The sequence below is a fragment of the Limnohabitans sp. genome (assembly GCF_040400975.1).
GTDB lineage: Bacteria > Pseudomonadota > Gammaproteobacteria > Burkholderiales > Burkholderiaceae_C > Limnohabitans_A.
This window is the reverse complement of sequence record NZ_JBBAPF010000001.1, coordinates 227,285-243,239: the sequence shown is the minus strand read 5'-3', so window position 1 is coordinate 243,239 and position 15,955 is coordinate 227,285. Positions and strand designations below refer to the sequence as shown.

18 protein-coding genes are annotated in these 15,955 nt (G+C 56.4%); 5 read left to right on the top strand and 13 right to left on the bottom strand.

The features are described 5' to 3' along the window. Positions 1–145: 145 nt before the first annotated feature. The 4 genes from ABWQ00_RS01285 to ABWQ00_RS01270 all read right to left on the bottom strand — a co-directional run bounded on the left by ABWQ00_RS01285 (position 146) and on the right by ABWQ00_RS01270 (position 2,701). Entirely contained in the window at positions 146–469 is a 324-nt protein-coding gene (locus ABWQ00_RS01285; RefSeq protein WP_353236851.1) for a hypothetical protein, read from the bottom strand. Positions 470–585: 116 nt separating this feature from the next. Continuing rightward, positions 586–894 carry a c-type cytochrome gene (locus ABWQ00_RS01280; protein WP_353236850.1) on the bottom strand — a complete coding sequence of 103 codons (309 nt, stop codon included), beginning with the start codon at positions 892–894 and terminating at the stop codon, positions 586–588. 315 nt (positions 895–1,209) lie between these two features. Beyond that, a complete protein-coding gene (locus ABWQ00_RS01275) occupies positions 1,210–1,644 on the bottom strand; it encodes a rhodanese-like domain-containing protein (RefSeq protein WP_353236849.1) in 435 nt (144 codons plus the stop codon). Between the two features lie 58 nt (positions 1,645–1,702). Further along, on the bottom strand, positions 1,703–2,701 hold the full coding sequence (locus tag ABWQ00_RS01270) for a MerR family transcriptional regulator (RefSeq protein ID WP_353236848.1): 999 nt from the start codon (positions 2,699–2,701) through the stop codon (positions 1,703–1,705). A 118-nt stretch (positions 2,702–2,819) separates the two neighbouring features. Between ABWQ00_RS01270 and ABWQ00_RS01265 the strand changes: the two genes are divergently transcribed. Further along, positions 2,820–3,314: an RrF2 family transcriptional regulator gene (locus ABWQ00_RS01265; RefSeq protein WP_353236847.1), complete on the top strand. Its 495-nt coding sequence runs from the start codon at positions 2,820–2,822 to the stop codon at positions 3,312–3,314. A gap of 50 nt (positions 3,315–3,364) precedes the next feature. On the opposite strand, the gene ABWQ00_RS01260 is transcribed toward ABWQ00_RS01265, so the two are convergent. Further along, positions 3,365–3,688 carry a hypothetical protein gene (locus ABWQ00_RS01260; RefSeq protein ID WP_353236846.1) on the bottom strand — a complete coding sequence of 108 codons (324 nt, stop codon included), beginning with the start codon at positions 3,686–3,688 and terminating at the stop codon, positions 3,365–3,367. A gap of 28 nt (positions 3,689–3,716) precedes the next feature. Then, a complete protein-coding gene (locus tag ABWQ00_RS01255) occupies positions 3,717–5,060 on the bottom strand; it encodes an NAD(P)/FAD-dependent oxidoreductase (protein ID WP_353236845.1) in 1,344 nt (447 codons plus the stop codon). Positions 5,061–5,569: 509 nt separating this feature from the next. Here ABWQ00_RS01255 and ABWQ00_RS01250 point away from each other — a divergent pair. Next, positions 5,570–6,679 carry a TGL-type protein-glutamine gamma-glutamyltransferase gene (locus ABWQ00_RS01250; RefSeq protein ID WP_353236844.1) on the top strand — a complete coding sequence of 370 codons (1,110 nt, stop codon included), beginning with the start codon at positions 5,570–5,572 and terminating at the stop codon, positions 6,677–6,679. Between the two features lie 91 nt (positions 6,680–6,770). Then, entirely contained in the window at positions 6,771–7,721 is a 951-nt protein-coding gene (locus ABWQ00_RS01245; RefSeq protein ID WP_353236843.1) for a cyanophycinase, read from the top strand. A 370-nt stretch (positions 7,722–8,091) separates the two neighbouring features. Here ABWQ00_RS01245 and ABWQ00_RS01240 read toward each other — a convergent pair whose 3' ends face one another. From ABWQ00_RS01240 to ABWQ00_RS01225, 4 genes are read right to left on the bottom strand one after another with little or no spacing between them, the layout of a single operon-like run. Continuing rightward, on the bottom strand, positions 8,092–9,840 hold the full coding sequence (locus ABWQ00_RS01240; protein WP_353236842.1) for a SulP family inorganic anion transporter: 1,749 nt from the start codon (positions 9,838–9,840) through the stop codon (positions 8,092–8,094). Positions 9,841–9,868: 28 nt separating this feature from the next. After that, on the bottom strand, positions 9,869–10,312 hold the full coding sequence (locus tag ABWQ00_RS01235) for a DUF6691 family protein (RefSeq protein WP_353236841.1): 444 nt from the start codon (positions 10,310–10,312) through the stop codon (positions 9,869–9,871). 16 nt (positions 10,313–10,328) lie between these two features. Then, a complete protein-coding gene (locus tag ABWQ00_RS01230) occupies positions 10,329–10,763 on the bottom strand; it encodes a YeeE/YedE family protein (protein WP_353236840.1) in 435 nt (144 codons plus the stop codon). After that, positions 10,760–11,092, bottom strand: a complete 333-nt coding sequence (locus ABWQ00_RS01225) for a metalloregulator ArsR/SmtB family transcription factor (RefSeq protein ID WP_353236839.1) — start codon at positions 11,090–11,092, stop codon at positions 10,760–10,762. Before ABWQ00_RS01225 ends, ABWQ00_RS01230 begins: the two co-directional genes overlap by 4 nt. A gap of 108 nt (positions 11,093–11,200) precedes the next feature. Here ABWQ00_RS01225 and ABWQ00_RS01220 point away from each other — a divergent pair, with 108 nt between their 5' ends. After that, the gene (locus ABWQ00_RS01220; RefSeq protein ID WP_353236838.1) at positions 11,201–12,076 is read left to right on the top strand and encodes an MBL fold metallo-hydrolase; all 876 of its coding nucleotides are present in this window, start codon (positions 11,201–11,203) and stop codon (positions 12,074–12,076) included. 148 nt (positions 12,077–12,224) lie between these two features. Here the strand turns inward: ABWQ00_RS01220 and ABWQ00_RS01215 are convergent, their stop codons facing one another. Beyond that, entirely contained in the window at positions 12,225–12,926 is a 702-nt protein-coding gene (locus ABWQ00_RS01215) for a Crp/Fnr family transcriptional regulator (RefSeq protein WP_353236837.1), read from the bottom strand. Positions 12,927–12,949: 23 nt separating this feature from the next. After that, positions 12,950–13,444, bottom strand: a complete 495-nt coding sequence (locus ABWQ00_RS01210; RefSeq protein WP_353236836.1) for a thioredoxin fold domain-containing protein — start codon at positions 13,442–13,444, stop codon at positions 12,950–12,952. A 101-nt stretch (positions 13,445–13,545) separates the two neighbouring features. Between ABWQ00_RS01210 and ABWQ00_RS01205 the strand changes: the two genes are divergently transcribed. After that, entirely contained in the window at positions 13,546–14,610 is a 1,065-nt protein-coding gene (locus ABWQ00_RS01205; protein ID WP_353236835.1) for a YeeE/YedE family protein, read from the top strand. A 65-nt stretch (positions 14,611–14,675) separates the two neighbouring features. On the opposite strand, the gene ABWQ00_RS01200 is transcribed toward ABWQ00_RS01205, so the two are convergent. After that, positions 14,676–15,950: an FCSD flavin-binding domain-containing protein gene (locus ABWQ00_RS01200; protein ID WP_353236834.1), complete on the bottom strand. Its 1,275-nt coding sequence runs from the start codon at positions 15,948–15,950 to the stop codon at positions 14,676–14,678. Between the last annotated feature and the right edge of the window lie 5 nt (positions 15,951–15,955).

Sequence of the window (15,955 nt, the reverse complement as noted above, 5' to 3'; positions counted from 1 at the left end):
ACGAGTGGCAAGAGTCAGATGCCACACGATTCAAGCCCAAATGGTCATTAGGTTCGTATATTCGGATATGCGAATATATACGATAAGACCTGAATCTGAATCAGGGATTACACGGGGACAACAATCGACTCAGGGCAAACCCTGACTACTTGAATTTATAGTGATCGCGGTTGAGAACCGCGGCCACAGAAGTCACTTCTTCCGGAAACATGCCCATGTTCAGCTGGCTGTTGCACTGCTCGACCATGCCGCGTAAAAAACCCGCCGTATTGATTCGTCCTTGGGGTTTGTACATGGCACTCCCATCGCCCCCCACTTTGGACACATGGCAAGCCACGCACTTGTTTTCTGCGATCAATTTTTCACCAAGCTTGTAGTCGGCTTCTTTGAAGATTGCAGGTTGCGCCATGGCGGAGCTTGCCAAAGCCAAACCGACACCCAAGCAAGCCAAAATCTTGACGAATTTCATAGCAGAGTTCCCATAAAAAAACCGCTCAGGGCGCAAACCTTGAGCGGCAAACAAAAGCCACGAGTACCAATCGAGCTTTGAAATTGTCCATTAAAACAAGCCTCTTGGGCTTGTGATTACTTACCACCCGCCAAAATCCAGGTAGCCAAGGTCAGTGCATCGGCATCGCTCAAAGCGGCTTGTGCGGGCATAGGCACTGGGCCCCACTTGCCAGAGCCGCCAGCTTTGATGCTCTTGGCCAAAGTGGCAGCGGCATCTTTTTGCCCAGCGTATTTCTTGGCCACATCGCTGTATGACGGACCGACCATTTTTTTGTCAGCAGCATGGCAAGCCATGCAGTTGTTTTTCTTGGCCATGTCCAAGTTGGCAAAAGCAGGGGCAGAAGTCAAAGCAGCCACAGCGGCCACGGCAAAAATAAATTTCATCAAGAACTCCATCAATGGGGGGTTTGAATATAACCAGGCGCTAATTTAACCGAAATCAATGCGGATAAGAACAACCCAGACCCATTTCGGCGTCAGGGATTTTACTGAGGGCAGGCCACACAAAGACCCAAAGCCATCCCCAAAACGCGGCCATCGGACTCACTGAACCGCAGGCTGTTCGGGTTTGATCACCGCTTTCCCTGCAGCGGCCCAAGCATCAAAACCACCCGCAATCGATGAAACCTTCATCGGCGTCTAGCAAAGCGATCTCGCGGACATGGGCCTTGGCTTGCAGGACCAGATCGTGGGCAGTTTTCAGGATTTGCTGGGGGCCAGCAAGTCTTGCGGTTTGACCATGGGCCAACCGCGCTTGGCCCACCCGCTCATCCCGCCATGGACATAACGGATATTGGTGAAACCTTGTTCTTGCAGCGCCTGAGTCACAGCACGCGAGCGGCTTTGGGTATGGCAAATCAGCAAGACCGGCTGATCGGCTTGTTTGGGGATCTCGGCGACGCGTTGCGCCACCTGACTGGTGGGCAACAAGACCACGCCTTGCGCAACGCCGGTGGCGTGTTCTTGCGGCTCACGGATGTCAATCATCAAAACCTTGCCCGCCTCGTGCTCGGCGCGGGCTTGTTCCAAGGTCACATGGGGCAGTGCCACCTCTGGGCTGCAGGCTTGGAACAACAAAGACAACATCCCCAACGCCATCAGTACCCCGAACCGGCGCAAGAAAAAAACCACCATGGAAAACCCTTTAAATATTAGTCAAGGATTATATTTATTCACAGCGCAAAAGGCTGCTTCATTGCTGAAGTCTTGAAACTTCGCTTTCCCGCAAGTCGATACCCTCGTGGAGTGCGATTTTCTCTAGCGCGTTTTCAAACAGGGAACGCGCCGAACCGGAGATGGCCCGCAGATAAGAGTGCAAGTGCGAGTCCTCGGCGTTTTTGTTCAGGCACTCTTGGCTGTATTCCTCAAAACTGGCCAACTGGGCAATCAGCTCGGCCACATGCCTTGGGCATTCACACAGCACATTGGTCGAGATACCGGCCACGCGGCGCAAGGTCTGGTCTGAGTATTTGCGGCTGGCAATCACCGCGCCTTGGTCACCAAACTCCTGCGCCCGGCTGCGGTCCACAAACAAGATAGATTGCAGCAACTCGGCCAACTCACCGTCAGAGATCGGGTCTCGCCGCACGATCATGCCCGCCCGCTTCATGGACTGCACCACCACATCCGGGGCAAAGTTGTACAGCACGATGGTCTGGGCAAATGCGTGGCGCTGGGTCAAGGTCTGGATGGCAGAAAAAACCGTGTCTAGCAGCGAACTGACCCGGACCAGCAAGACCTGAGGCTTGTCAGACAAAGGCGCATGGCTGACCGAGGCCAGGTCCTCCAACACATCGGTGACCTGGATGCGGTGCTGGCTCAACACCGCAGCAAATTTGCTCGACTCCAACCGGTTGGCCAAACCCAAACCCACCACGGCCAAGCAGACCGGCAAGATCAACAATGGTGAAGGGCTTGTGGCGCGGGTGTCTTGACTCGCGAGGCGACGCAACTGCTCCAGATCCAGGTGAGCAATGGCCCCGATGCCGTGCCCTGCCCCAATCAACTGCTTGAGCAAAAGCGCCTTGGACACATCGGGTTCGCCAAACAGGCGTTGGTTGCCCTCGGTTTTAACCGGGCTGAAAGCACCGTAACGGGTTTGCCAAATGCGCAAGGTTGAAACCGGAATGGCTGTGGTCTTGGAGACAGCGCCGATGCGAAACAAGGGGCCAGAAGTTGAAGCAGTGGTCAAAGCAGCGCCTATGCGTAGGTATTGCGTAGATTTTATGATGAAAAAGAATTTATCATGAGGTTAATCATCATTTGCGTAGATAAATAATTCAAAATCCTACGCAAAGGAGCGTTAAGCCATGATTTCAAACCGAACCATCAATGCCTTGGATGTGTGCGTGGTCATCGCTGAGCTGCAGCACAAAGGCCGGGTCTCCACCACCACCTTGTCCAACCGCCTTAATCTGTCGGTATCCAACCTTGAGAGCATCCTCAAGCCACTCAAAGACCACCACATTGTCAGTGCCAACAAAGGGCCGGGCGGCGGCTACAACATCCAGGGCGACATCGCCTTGGTGTCCATGTGGGACATCGCCTCTGCTTTTGAAAACACTTTGGAACAGCAAGACAACGAGTCCGATGGTTTGTCTGCGCCAGCCAGTTATGAATGGGGTTTGGAGCAAGTGGTGATCGACACCTTGAGTCAATTCGTGCTGGCCGATTTCGTCGATCTGACGGCTGTAGAGACGCCAGTGGAAACCCCGATCCAAAACCGCTTCAAACTCAAGCCTCTGGCACCACCCCTGATTCCCAAAGCCCCCAATTCGGTGTTTCAGTTGTTCATGACCGTTTAGCGCATCATCTTGCGGGGTTGAGCAAAATGAATGGCCTCTGTCTGCCGATGTCAGCGCTGGCGCATGGCCAATACAGGCCACATCAGCAGCGCAGCCGCAACACCCACACCTGCGGCCATGCCCAGCAAAGCAGCCCAATCTACCCAATAAGTCATATCGACCAAGCTTGATTGGGTCATGGACGGCAAAGCCACAACGGCCACCAATGCCACCAGCACGGCCAGTGCAGCGAGCGTTGCGGGATTGACGCGCTTGAGCTTCTTGCGGTTGATCACCATCATCACGGCCCACATCAACACCAAAGGTGCCAGCGCGGGCAGCAGGCCCAAGGCCGTTTCGTAGGCGATGTTCATCGCCAGCCAAATTTCATACATATTCGTCTCCTGATGTCTTGAGTGTGCTTCAAACCCGTCCCTTGAGCGTTGCCATGTAGGCGGGCTTGAGCATGCGGTATTTCATCAGCCAGGCAAAGTAGCTCGCCTGCAGTGGCTCGATCATGGGCAGCGAAGGCGTGAGCTTGCCCGCGTAGTCGAACTCGATCAGCATGGCCGAGCCCTCTTTCACGATCAGCGGGCACGAGGTGTAGCCATCAAACTTTTGCCCTGGCGCACGGCCCGCGATCACGTCCACCAAATGCTCGGCCACGATGGGCGCGCTCTTTTTGACGGTGGCCGCCGTTTTGCCCCGTGGCGTGCCGTTCACATCGCCCACGCCAAACACATTGGGATAACGGCGGTGCTGCAGTGTTGCCTTGTCCACCTCCAACCAGCCGCCTGCAGCAAAGGGGCCCTCACGCCAAGCCAGGTCGGAATTCTTGACCGCATCGGGCGCACGCATGGGCGGCACCACATGGATGAAGTCGTAAGGCACCTCGGTGCTCGCGCCTTCGGGCGAAACAAAACGCGCCCGCTGCGCACCGATGTCGATGCCCTGCAGCTTTTGCGTGGTCTCAACCGCGATGCCCAAATCATTCCAGCGCGAGAGCACGTTGTCGTTGACCACCTTGACGCCAAACACATTGCCCAGCGCCGAGTAAAACGTGAGCTTGGACTTGTACAGCGTGCCCGACTGCGCCATGCGGTCGCGCAGCATGAAGGTCATCTTGAGTGGTGCACCCGCGCACTTGAGCGGCGTGGCCGGCAGCGTCAGCACCGCGTTGCCGCCCTTGCGCCGAAACGCGTCCATGCTGGCCCAAGTGGCCTGCGCCGCTTCGGGGCTGGGGTAGACGCTGGTCAAGCCCTTTTGGCCAATCGCGTTCACATCCATGCCCTCGATCAGCGACCAGTCCTGGTGTGTGCCCATGGCCACGACCAGGTAGTCGTACTTGACGCGCTGGCCTGAAGACGTGACCACTGTGTTGCTGGCCGGGTCCAGCTCGCTGACCATGTCCTTGATCCAATTGAGCTGCGGGGGGTGAAAGTCTGCATTGCGGTCGCGCACCTTGCTCACCGGCCACACGCCCGTGGCCACCAGGGTGTAGCCGGGCTGGTAGTTGTGTTCTTCCTTGCGGTCGATCAGGCTGATCTTGGCCCCGTCGAGCAAAGCATGGAGCCGGTTGGCCACAGCAATGCCACCCAAGCCACCGCCCAAAATCACGATGTGCGCCTGCGTTTTGATTTTGGCCGCCTGGGCAGCAGGCGCAGCACTGGCCAAAACGGCCGCGCCTGCCGAACCCAGCAGCCACTGGCGGCGGCTCAGCGCGGCGGTTGAAGCTCGGGTTAAATTGGGGCTGGGATTCGTTGCCATGGTGTCTCCTCTTGCAGAGAAGGCATCTTGGCAGCTTGAAACTCAGACGGCTTGAGGCACATCAATTCTTTGACAAGAACTGACATGTCTGAGATTGCAGACATTCGGTGCAAATGGGTGGCTGCTTTGCAGCGGAAGCGGCCGATCAGATCGAGGTAAAAAAGGTCAGCTACAAATCCCATGCTGAACAGGGTGCCCTTGCTTGGCATTCGTGCAATCCGAGTCATCACGTCATATCTCTATTTCCTCACACTTTTTTGCAGACTTCAGCCCCTCATATCGATAAATTGGCTGGGCGTTTAAGCGGTGCCCGTCTGGGCCGTGACCAGGGGATAAAAGCATGGTGTCAACACAATCACAAAAGGGGCAGTCAATCCGCACAAAAATTTTCTGCGGTGTTGACTGATCGTGTCTAAGATTGTTATCGTTCAGTAAGAAGTCCATTCAATCCATCACCAGTCACCTAGGGAAACCAGTTCACATGGTTGATGATTCAAAATGGGAGAACCATGTCCTCAAAGCTGAACGCGTCGATACCCGCCGGCATAATAATTGAAGGCAGCAGTGATTTAAACCCTACTCAATCGCATGACGAATTAAACCGTTTGCTACAGCGGTTGGGCCTCCAAGGGGCCACTCAGGTTAGGCAATCTGCTCAAAATGAAGACTACTTTTTTGAAGCTAGGCTCCAGCAGCGGTATTTCGATCTTTGGTGCCCGGGTTTTGACACACTGCAGGTACAAACGCGTGCGCCTGATTTTGCTTCTTCAGGTGCTCATGCTTTGGAACTCGAAATAGTTCTGACCATGCTGGCTGCGCCGCAGATCATGACTTTTAAAAGCGTGGCGCAACTCGAATCGCACATACGTGTCCGCGTCAACATCGCAAGGGCAGCAGCCAAAACCTCCTTGGCGTTCAACACCGAAGCTGCCGAGCGACCTTCAGAATACTGGCAAGGCGACTCCGAAAAGGGGTTTGTCATCCGGCAAGGTGTCGGTCTGGAAGAGGCCATCATCGCTGCCACCCAGCCCGAAATCACAGGCCGTCAATACGAGTTTTCTTGTTATCGAGCTGCAGAGTACTTGGTTTTGCTCGGTCTGGCCAAGGAAGCCAAGTTAGCCAACCCAACTTATTTACATGAGTTGGAAGCACAGTGTCGTCTGGCTGTGCCTAGGGCTGACCCATTCCATACCACCTATGTCTATGAATACGGTAGGCCTGAAAACCCAATCCCCATGCGCTATTACGTGCCGGGGGATCGTTTATGGTTCAAGAACCCCGACGATCGGTCCTCGGATGTCAAAGGTTTTGAAGGCTCATGGGTGTTTTACTTGGGTGGCGGTTTGTTCAGCAATTTTTGGCGACGAGACAAACCCTTTGACTTGACTTCTAAATGCCTCGAAATCTATCACTGGCGTGATGGTGCGCGCATCAATTCGAGCGGCGTTCTGTCAATGGATGAAAGCGAAGTTGAGCGACAGATAGAACTCACAAGGCAGTCCCCTGAAAAATTGGAGTCCGTGATGTCAAAAATGATGGTTTACCGGGATCCAGCAGGTGTTTACGCGAATGGAGGGTGCATTGACTCTACACGCGAGGTACCGCGCTCTTTGTTTTGAACGCCACCTGTTAAATTGGCACTCTCCACCTCTGTGAAAATTTTTCAAAGAAAAATAATGCTACTGCATCTTCGCTATTAACGATCTTTAAATGATTCCCAATTCAATAAATAGAAGAAAATTTGCGCAATTGTCTATTGCTGCGGGGGTTTCCCCCTTTATTCCGTATGGCCATAGCAAAAGCAACGTTAACGGTAAATTATTGATCATTGGAGGCGCCGAGGATCGCCTCAATGAACGAATTATTCTAAAAAAATTCATAGAGTTATCAGGCGGAAATCAGGCTAAACTTAAGTTTATTCTGGCAGCTAGCAGCGAGCCTTCCTCTGTATGGTCCAGCTATTCAAATGTATTTAAAAGTCTTGGCGCAAAAAACGTAGAGCCAATTGCTTTGCTATCACGAGAGGATGCATATAACCCTGATGTGGTATTAAATCTTCTAGCTGCTGACGGAATATTCATGACGGGTGGTGACCAAAGTAGATTGATGACGGAGCTATGGGAAACTCCTGCCTACCAGGCTATTCATCAAGTTTTTCATTTAAATGGGATTTGTATAGCCGGCACAAGTGCTGGTGCAGCTGTCATGTCACGTCAAATGATCTCGCAAGGGCAAGCTCCGATCATTACCCAGAAAGACGTCGTTTCATTTGACATAGGCTTGGGTTTAGTCAGCATGGCCATCATTGACCAGCATTTCTCTCAGCGCAGGCGTCTAACACGGTTGCTGTCTGCATTAGCCCAAAGGCCCGACTTACTTGGCGTTGGGATTGACGAAAATACTGGGCTTGTAATTACGCTCAACCAGTCTATAGAAGTGATTGGAGACGGTTCTGTGACTATTTTGGATGGAAGAGAGATGATTTCAAATTACGATGAAATTGAATCTCAAGAAAAGCTAGAACTACTTGGTGTAAAGATGCATTTACTTCCTAGTGGAAGTAGCTATCACGTAAAAGCTTATCGTGCAGAAGAAAAAAGAATCGCATCACTTTTAGACGCCATCAATTACTTAGTGCTTCCTGGGCCTGCTAGACTTTAAAGCCTAAATTCAACCGATGTGCTGAGCCACCAATTCATTATTGGGAAGCATTGAATCGCCCTGGGTTTTGAGGATGCTCCACACATTTATAAGATGGTGCTATGAGCAAGAATTCAAAAAGCGCTGCCCAACACAACAGGTCATTAATCTTTGACAGTGGACCAAGTTGGATTGAGCAGCGCGGCTACGGTCTGTCTATGTTCATGACTTTATGGCTGCTTTAAGCCTTACCCAGACATTGGGTGATGGATGTTGGATGTGCAGCGGGAGCGGCCTGTCAGCACCCAGCCTTCCAAGTTTGCAACCGGTCAAAAGCAAACTTCAAAATTAACCAATTAACCCGTTGTGTGCCCTTGATAAAGATGCACTTTCATCTGAGAGGCGCTCCCGCATTGCCTGGATCAATCTGAGTCTGGTTCTCGATCAATTGACAGGTTTCGGGCGCCAGCTCGGTGACAGCTTGATAGTGGCTCAGGTAAACCTTCCCGCTCAAGTGCTGTAGAAATTCAGTGGCTCGAAGTTTGTCCATGACCGGACCTTTGACCTCGCTCAGGTGCAGGCGCAGGCCAGCGCCGCGCAGCCGCTGGTCGATGGCTTCCAGGCTTTCGAGCGCACTGGCGTCGATATCGTTGATCGCCGAGCACTGAAGCACCAGATGTTTGAGCGCAGGCCTTTCGGCGACCAATGCATTGACTCGGTCTTCCAGTACGCGTGCATTGGCAAAGTAAAGACTTTCATCCACGCGCAGGCTGGCCAGCTGGGGGCTCACCGCCACTTCGTGGCGCAGGATGTTTCGGAAATGCTCGGTTCCCGGCACCAATCCGACTTCGGCGATGTGCGGGCGGCTGGTTTTGTAGAGGTAGAGCAACAGTGACAAACCCACGCCAGCCACCAGCCCGGCCTCCACGCCAGCAGCAAGTGTGACCAACAGGGTCACCACGACCGCTGCGAAGTCAGGGCGCGAATAGGCCCAGGTGCTGCGCAAGATATGCAGATCCACGAGGGACAGCACGGCCACCACGATGGTGGCCGAAAGAGTGGCCTGCGGCACGTAGTAGAGCGCTGGGGTGAGCAGCAAGGCAGCCAAGAGAATGCCCACGGCGGTGAAGATGCCCGCAGCAGGCGTCTGCGCACCGGCATCGAAATTGACGACTGAACGAGCAAAGCCGCCCGTCACCGGAAAGCCTCCTGTCAAAGCCGCGCCCAGGTTGCTCGCGCCCAGAGCGACCAGTTCGCGATCGGGCACGATGCGCTGACGGCGCTTGGCCGCCAGGGTCTGGCCAACCGAGACCGATTCCACAAAGCCCACCACGCTGATGAGCAAGGCCGGAACCGCCAGCTGCTGCCAGAGCGCCCAGTCCCAAGAAGGCAGCGTGAACGGCGGCAAGCCCTGGGGCACCGTGCCCACGATGCGCACCCCCTGCTCATGCCATTGGCTGACCCAGGTGAGCAGGGCCGTGATGGAGATGCCCGCTACGGGTGCCGCCTTCGCGAGGCCGTCTGCCAGCCTCGGCCCCATGCCCAAGCGCAGCAGCAGGGGCTTGACGCCGCGCCTGGCCCAGAAGAGGAAAGCGACGGTCCCCAAACCAATGGCCGCAGTCAGGCTGTGGGTGTGGGACGCCTGGCGCACCAGGCCTAACACCAGTTCAAAGAAGTTATGACCTTCCACCTTGACCCCCAGGATCACCTTGAGCTGGCCGGCTGCAATCAGCAGGGCCGAGGCCGTGATGAAGCCCGAGATCACTGGGTGGCTCAGGAAATTGGCCAAAAAACCGAGCCGCAGCAAGCCCATCAGCAGCAACATGGCGCCCGATATGAATGCCAGTGTGATGGCCAGTGCGCCGTAGGCGAGTGAACCCGCCTGAGCCAAATCGCCAATGGCCGTAGCCGTCATCAGCGACACCACGGCCACCGGCCCCACCGCCAACACCCTGCTGCTTCCGAACACGGCATACATCAGCAAGGGCACGATACTGGCGTACAAGCCTACCTGCGGAGGTAGCCCCGCCAGCGCTGCATAGGCTAGGCTCTGGGGGATCAGCATGACGGTGACGATGACTGCCGCCACCAAATCGCTTGACAAGGTGGTGCGGTCATAACCGCGCGTCCAATCGATCATGGGCAGCCGGGGCAGTCTTGGACTCATCTCAGACTACCGCGCCGCGTGTTGCTCGGGCCTTGGCCCAGCGGTCCAGCACTTCGAACACCAGCATGCCAGCGATCATGGCCACCACGAACAGCGCAGCCTTAGACTCGCCTGCGCCCATGGCGACGATGCCAGGGCCCGGGCAAAAACCCGCCAGGCCCCATCCAGCGCCGAAGGTCAGCGAGCCCAGCACCAGGCGCCGGTCGATGTCGCGCGAGGTGGGCAAGTGCATGGCCGACCCCAGGATGCTGCGGGTGCGCTTTTTAGCCACGGTAAAGCCCATGAGGCCCACCAAAACGCCACCGCCCATCACGAAGGCCAGCGAGGGGTCCCAGGTGCCAGCGAGATCCAGAAAGCCGATCACCTTGCCGGGGTCGGTCATGCCAGAAATAAGCAGGCCCCAACCGAAAAGAAGGCCGATGGCGAATTCAGAAATACGGTTCATGACATGCTCCTTGTTGTCAGATCAGGTGACGGATGACGTAGACCATGGCAAAGCCCGAGGCCATGAAGGCCATCGTGGCCACCAGCGAGCGCTGCGACAGCCGCGACAGGCCACACACCCCATGACCGCTGGTGCAGCCCGAGCCATAGCGTGTGCCCAAGCCGACCAGGAGGCCCGCCGCCACGATGGCGACGGTGCCTGCCTCGATGCGTGGCGCGCTGATCAGGCCAGGAGCCAGGAGCGACAGCGTGGCCGGGGCCAGCAGCATGCCCAGCAAGAAAAACACACGCCAGCTGGCATCGCTGCGCTTGGGCACCAAAAGGCCGCCCAGAATGCCGCTGATGCCCAGCACGCGGCCGTTGACCAAGATGAAGGCGGCCGAGGCAATGCCTAACAGGATGCCGCCAGCCAGCGCCGTCCAGGGTGTGAAGTGGGTCCAGTCAATATTCATTTTTTGCTCCTTGTGGTGGGGGTGGTGCAGAACTGTTGGAAAAGGGTGTTCATCACGGCCAGTGCTGAAGTGCTGGTCAGTTGGTAGAAGATGTTCTTGCCTTCTCGTCGGGTCGCAACCAGGTCCGCGTTGCGCAGCACGGTCAGCTGCTGAGACAGCGTGGGCTGCACGATGCCGAGGCTTGCTTCAAGCTCGCCCACGCACATCTCTTGTTGGGAAAGCTGGCAGCAAATGAGCAGACGGTCGGGGTTGGCAAGCACCCTCATCAATTCGCAGGCGCGTTCAGCAGCGGCCTGCATGTCTTGGAGATCGAGTGTGTCGGTGGTCATGGGTACGGGCTCTTGCCAGAGCTTTTATTAACAGCGATGACCATACTTTATTGACAAACAATATATTTGTCAATATACTATTTAAAACTTAACTGAAAGGATCGTTCCATGACCACCCATGCGCTGAAGCCCCAAGTCCACGGCATCTTTGACTCAGCCACTTGGACGGTAACCTACGTCGTCCACAATGGCCCGGGCTCGGCCGCCGCCATCATCGACTCGGTGCTGGACTACGACCACAAGTCCGGGCGCACCCGCACCACCTCGGCCGACAAGGTGATTGACTTCGTGAATGCCAACGACCTGCAGGTGCAATGGATCCTGGAGACCCATGCGCACGCCGACCACCTGAGCGCTGCCCCTTACCTGAAGGAAAAGCTTGGAGGGAAGATCGGCATCGGCGACCAGATCACGCGTGTGCAGAAGGTGTTCAAGGGCATCTTCAACCTGGAGCCCGAATTTCGACTGGATGGTTCGCAATTCGATGCACTGCTCAAGGACGAGGAAGAGTTCCGCATTGGCGAACTCACAGCACGCGTCATGGCGGTGCCGGGCCACACGCCCGCTTGCGTGGCCTACCAGGTCGGCGATGCGGTGTTCGGTGGCGACACCTTGTTCATGCCCGACGTGGGTACGGCCCGCTGTGACTTCCCCGGTGGCGATGCCAGGACGCTGTATGCGTCCATAGGCAAGATTTTGAGCCTGCCGTCCGAGACGCGGCTGTTCATGTGCCACGATTACCCGCCTAACAACCGCCCGGTGGCGTTTGAAACGACTGTGGCCGAGCAGCGGGCGAAGAACATCCATGTGCACGACGGCATCAGTGAGGCCCAGTTTGTGGAGATGCGCACCAAGCGAGATGCCACACTGGAGATGCCTGCGCTGATTTTGCCGGCGGTGCAGATCAACATCCGCGCTGGCGAGATGCCGCCCAAGGAAGCAAACGGCACGGCTTACGTCAAGATACCGATCAACGCGCTGTAAGACAGGGACGGGGCTCGTTGCTGGCCGCTTATCAAGCGGCCAGCGTTTGATCCAGTGCACAGCTGTCGTTACCAGGTCGCACCAGAGGCCCCCTGGCAATAGGTGAAGCAATTGACCTCGGTTGACGCATCCGCCGCGCTGCGTTGTTTCAGCGCTGCAACAGCACCTCGTTCGTGATTTCGTAGCGCCGCCCCTGTTTGTCGCAGGGCTTCAGGGCACCGTCGCGCACCAGGGCGCTGATTTCGCGACTCACAGTTTCGAGTTTGATGTCGAGCATGGCACCCATGTCTTCACGCGCAAAAAACGAGGTCATGCCGGGTTGGTCGGGATCGCGCATTTTCAGGGCCAAGGCGGCCACGCGTTGGCGGGCCGAGCCGAAGTTCAAATCGGCCAACCAGTCGTCGGCATCTTTCAGGGCTTGTTGCCACTTTTGCATCAGGCGTTTGTGAAGGCGCGGCGAGTTGGCCGACAAGTGGTGCAGCACCGACAGGGGAATGCGGCAAACGTGGGCTTCGACCAGGGCAATGGCTTCGGTGTCGTAGCGTGCAGTCGCCAAGGCCTCGAGACCGACCACGTCGCCTGTGCGCAGCACGCGCACGATGCGCTCGCGGCCGTCGGCGGTGGACCGCACCAGCTTGATCATGCCTTTGCGCAAGGTGAACACACCCAAGGCGGCTTGACCTTCGGTGTACAGGGGAGCGTCTGCAGCAAACACCATGTCATCGATGGGGGCGTGGATTTCGCCAAAATCCTGTTCGTTCAAGTCGGCAAAGAGCACCATGTCGCGGATGCCGCAATTGCGGCAGTCCGAGGTGCCTTTCCAGGCCGAGTCAATTTGAATGGGGATCATCTTTGAGGGAGCGCAAAAGGCAGTTACAAGGCTTTACGGCCCTGCGCGATGCGTTCTTCCAGATACGGGCCATAAAAGTCGGGCAAATAGGCGCCTTCCATGCGTTCGGCCACTTCTTTGCCTTGGGGCCCAAAAAAGAGCAACGTGGGTGCGATGGACACTTTCCAGGCTCGGGCCAATTGGTCGTGCGTGACGAGTTTGCCCCCGAAATCAACCACCGCCTGGGTGCTGCGCATGTCCACCTGCACGATGACCGTGCCGGCTTTTTGCATGGGCGACAGGTGACTGTGCCGGGCTTGGCGGCAAAACGCACAGCCGTCCAAGCTGACCATGACCACCAAAGGCTGCTTGTTTTGAATCGCTCGGGCCAACTCTTCTGGCAAAGATTGCGCTGCAGGCAATGTAGCGGGGCTGCGTTGGCCGAACGCGGGCCCCAAACCCAAGGCCAAGCCAGCCATCACCAAACAGTCACGCCTGCGCCATGCTGGGTGGGGTGGCAAAGAGGGTACTGACGGCATGGATTTAAGAAAGTGGACAATAGCGGGTTTTGCGTTGGCCACAGGATTGGACAACTCGGCCCCTATAAATATAAGAAACCAATGAATTATTGGAGAAATTCGTGAATCTCGCAAGCTTGATCGAAACTTGGGGTGACACCCAAGTATTGGCCATGGCCGGTGCCTTGGTGGGTTTCATTTTCGGTTTTGCGGCCCAACGCAGCCGATTTTGTGCCCGCGCGGCCGTAATCGAATGCTGCGAAGGTCAGGCGCGCGATCGGTTCAGCGTCTGGTGGCTGGCATTTGGGGCTTGCCTGGTGGGTGTGCAGGCTTTGGTGTTCATGGGTGGGCTCAAACCAACAGACGCCCGTTACATCGCCATGCCTGGCAGCATTTCAGGCGCTGTTTTGGGTGGTTTGTTTTTTGGCGCCGGCATGATCCTGACGCGAGGCTGCGCCAGCCGTTTGCTGATCTTGTCGGCCAACGGCAACATGCGTGCATTGTTGGCTGGTTTGGTCTTCGCGGTCACGGTTCAAGCCAGCATCGCGGGCTGGTTGGCTCCCGCTCGCAAAGCCTTGGCCGGTTGGTGGGCTGTGGATGGCGGCCCGTCGCGCGATTTGTTGCACATCACAGGGCTTGGCGCTACGGGTGGCCTGGCTCTGGCTTTGTTGGCATTGGCCACCGGTATTTACTTTTTCTTCAAAACACATCCCCAGCGCTGGGGCTTGGCCGTATTTGCACTGGTCACGGGATTGAGCATCGCTCTGGGCTGGGGTTTGACTCAGGCCATCGCGTCACAGTCGTTTGAAGCCATTCAAATCCAAAGCCTGAGTTTCAGCAGCGCATCGGCAGAAATGTTGATGCGGGTGCTGTCCAGCGCCACTTCACCCAGCGTGGGTTTTGATGCCGGTTTATTGCCCGCCACATTCATCGGCTCTCTGTTGGGGGCCATGGTGGGTGGCGAGTTCAAATTTGAAGGCTTCAAAACCGAAAACAAACTCGGCCATTACCTGACGGGCGCCGTGCTCATGGGTTTTGGTGCTGTGTTGGCTGGCGGCTGCACCGTGGGCGCTGGCTTGACCGGTGGGTCTATTTTCTCGGTCACCGCTTGGCTCACGCTGATTGCGATTTGGTTGGGTGCAGGTATTTCATGGCGCATCCACCGCAGCATGGGCTGGGCCATGTAAACACCCAACCAAAAAAAACGCCGCGAGTCTAGGACTGCGGCGTTTTGGGGTGAGGTCTTAGAGCATCAAGCCAGCGTGTCGGCCCAGATGTTTTGCGCCCAAGACAAGGCGTAGATGCCTTCCAGTTCGTTGGCGGCGCTCGAAACACCACCCGCGCCAGCCACAGCCACCATGGTCTTTCTCTCGGCATCGTAACGGTGCACGCTGGCCACATGAATCACATCTTTGCTGCTCACAAAGCTGTAGCAGGTGTTGTTGTACACCGGCATGTTGTTGACCTGTTTGCCCATCAACAAAGCAATGACCGCAGCCGCGCAGGTCTTGCCATGCTGGTTGGCCATGTGACCTGATTTGGGCATGCCCGGAGCAATCTGGATCGAATCGCCCAACACGTGCACGTTCTTGGCAGCTTTGGATTCAAAGGTTAAGAAATCGACTTCGCACCAGCGCTTGTTGGCCGTGGCCAATCCGGCGTTCACAGCCACATCACCGGCACGCATGCTGGGGATCACGTTCAAAACGCTGGCCTTGATGTCTTCGTTGAACTCAAACTTCAAGGTCTTGTTGGCCACATCCACATCGGTCACGTTGTGCTTGCCGCGGTACTCGATGATGCCTTTGTAGCGGTCGGTCCAAGCCTTCTTGAACAAAGCAGGCTTGGAGGTGACGTCGTCGTTGGCGTCCAAAATCAAGACTTTGCTCTTGGGTTTGGCTCTGGTGAAATAGTCGGCCACCTGGCAGGCGCGCTCATAGGGGCCGGGGGGGCAACGGTAAGGCGCCAAGGGAATGGACATGGCGAACACACCGCCATCTGGCATGGCTTCGAGTTGCTTGCGCAGCGTCAGCGTTTGCTCGCCCGCTTTCCAGGCGTGCATCACTTGCTCTTTGGCGCCGGCACGGTTCATGCCGGGCAAGGTCTCCCACATGAAATCGACACCAGGCGAGACAATCAAGCGGTCATAAGTCAGCTCTGTGCCGCCTGCCAATTTGACGATGCGCTTGTCGGCGTCGATGGTGTTGACACGGTCCTTGATCACCTTGACGCCGTGGCGCTTGGTCAGGTTGTCATAAGGGGTGGTGATGTCGGCCATCGTCTTGCTGCCACCGAGCACCAAGTTGGAGATGGGGCAAGAGATGAAGGCGCTGTTGGGCTCCACCAAGGTGACCTGGATTTTGTGGTCCGACCACATGCGCAGGTATTTGGCAGCAGTGGCACCGGAATAACCGCCACCGATGACCACCACCTTGGGGCCGCTGCCACCACCGATGGTGGCGCAGCCGGAAACCATGCCCATGGCACCCAAAGCGGAGCCGGTTTGTAAAAAATGACGACGTTGCATGATGT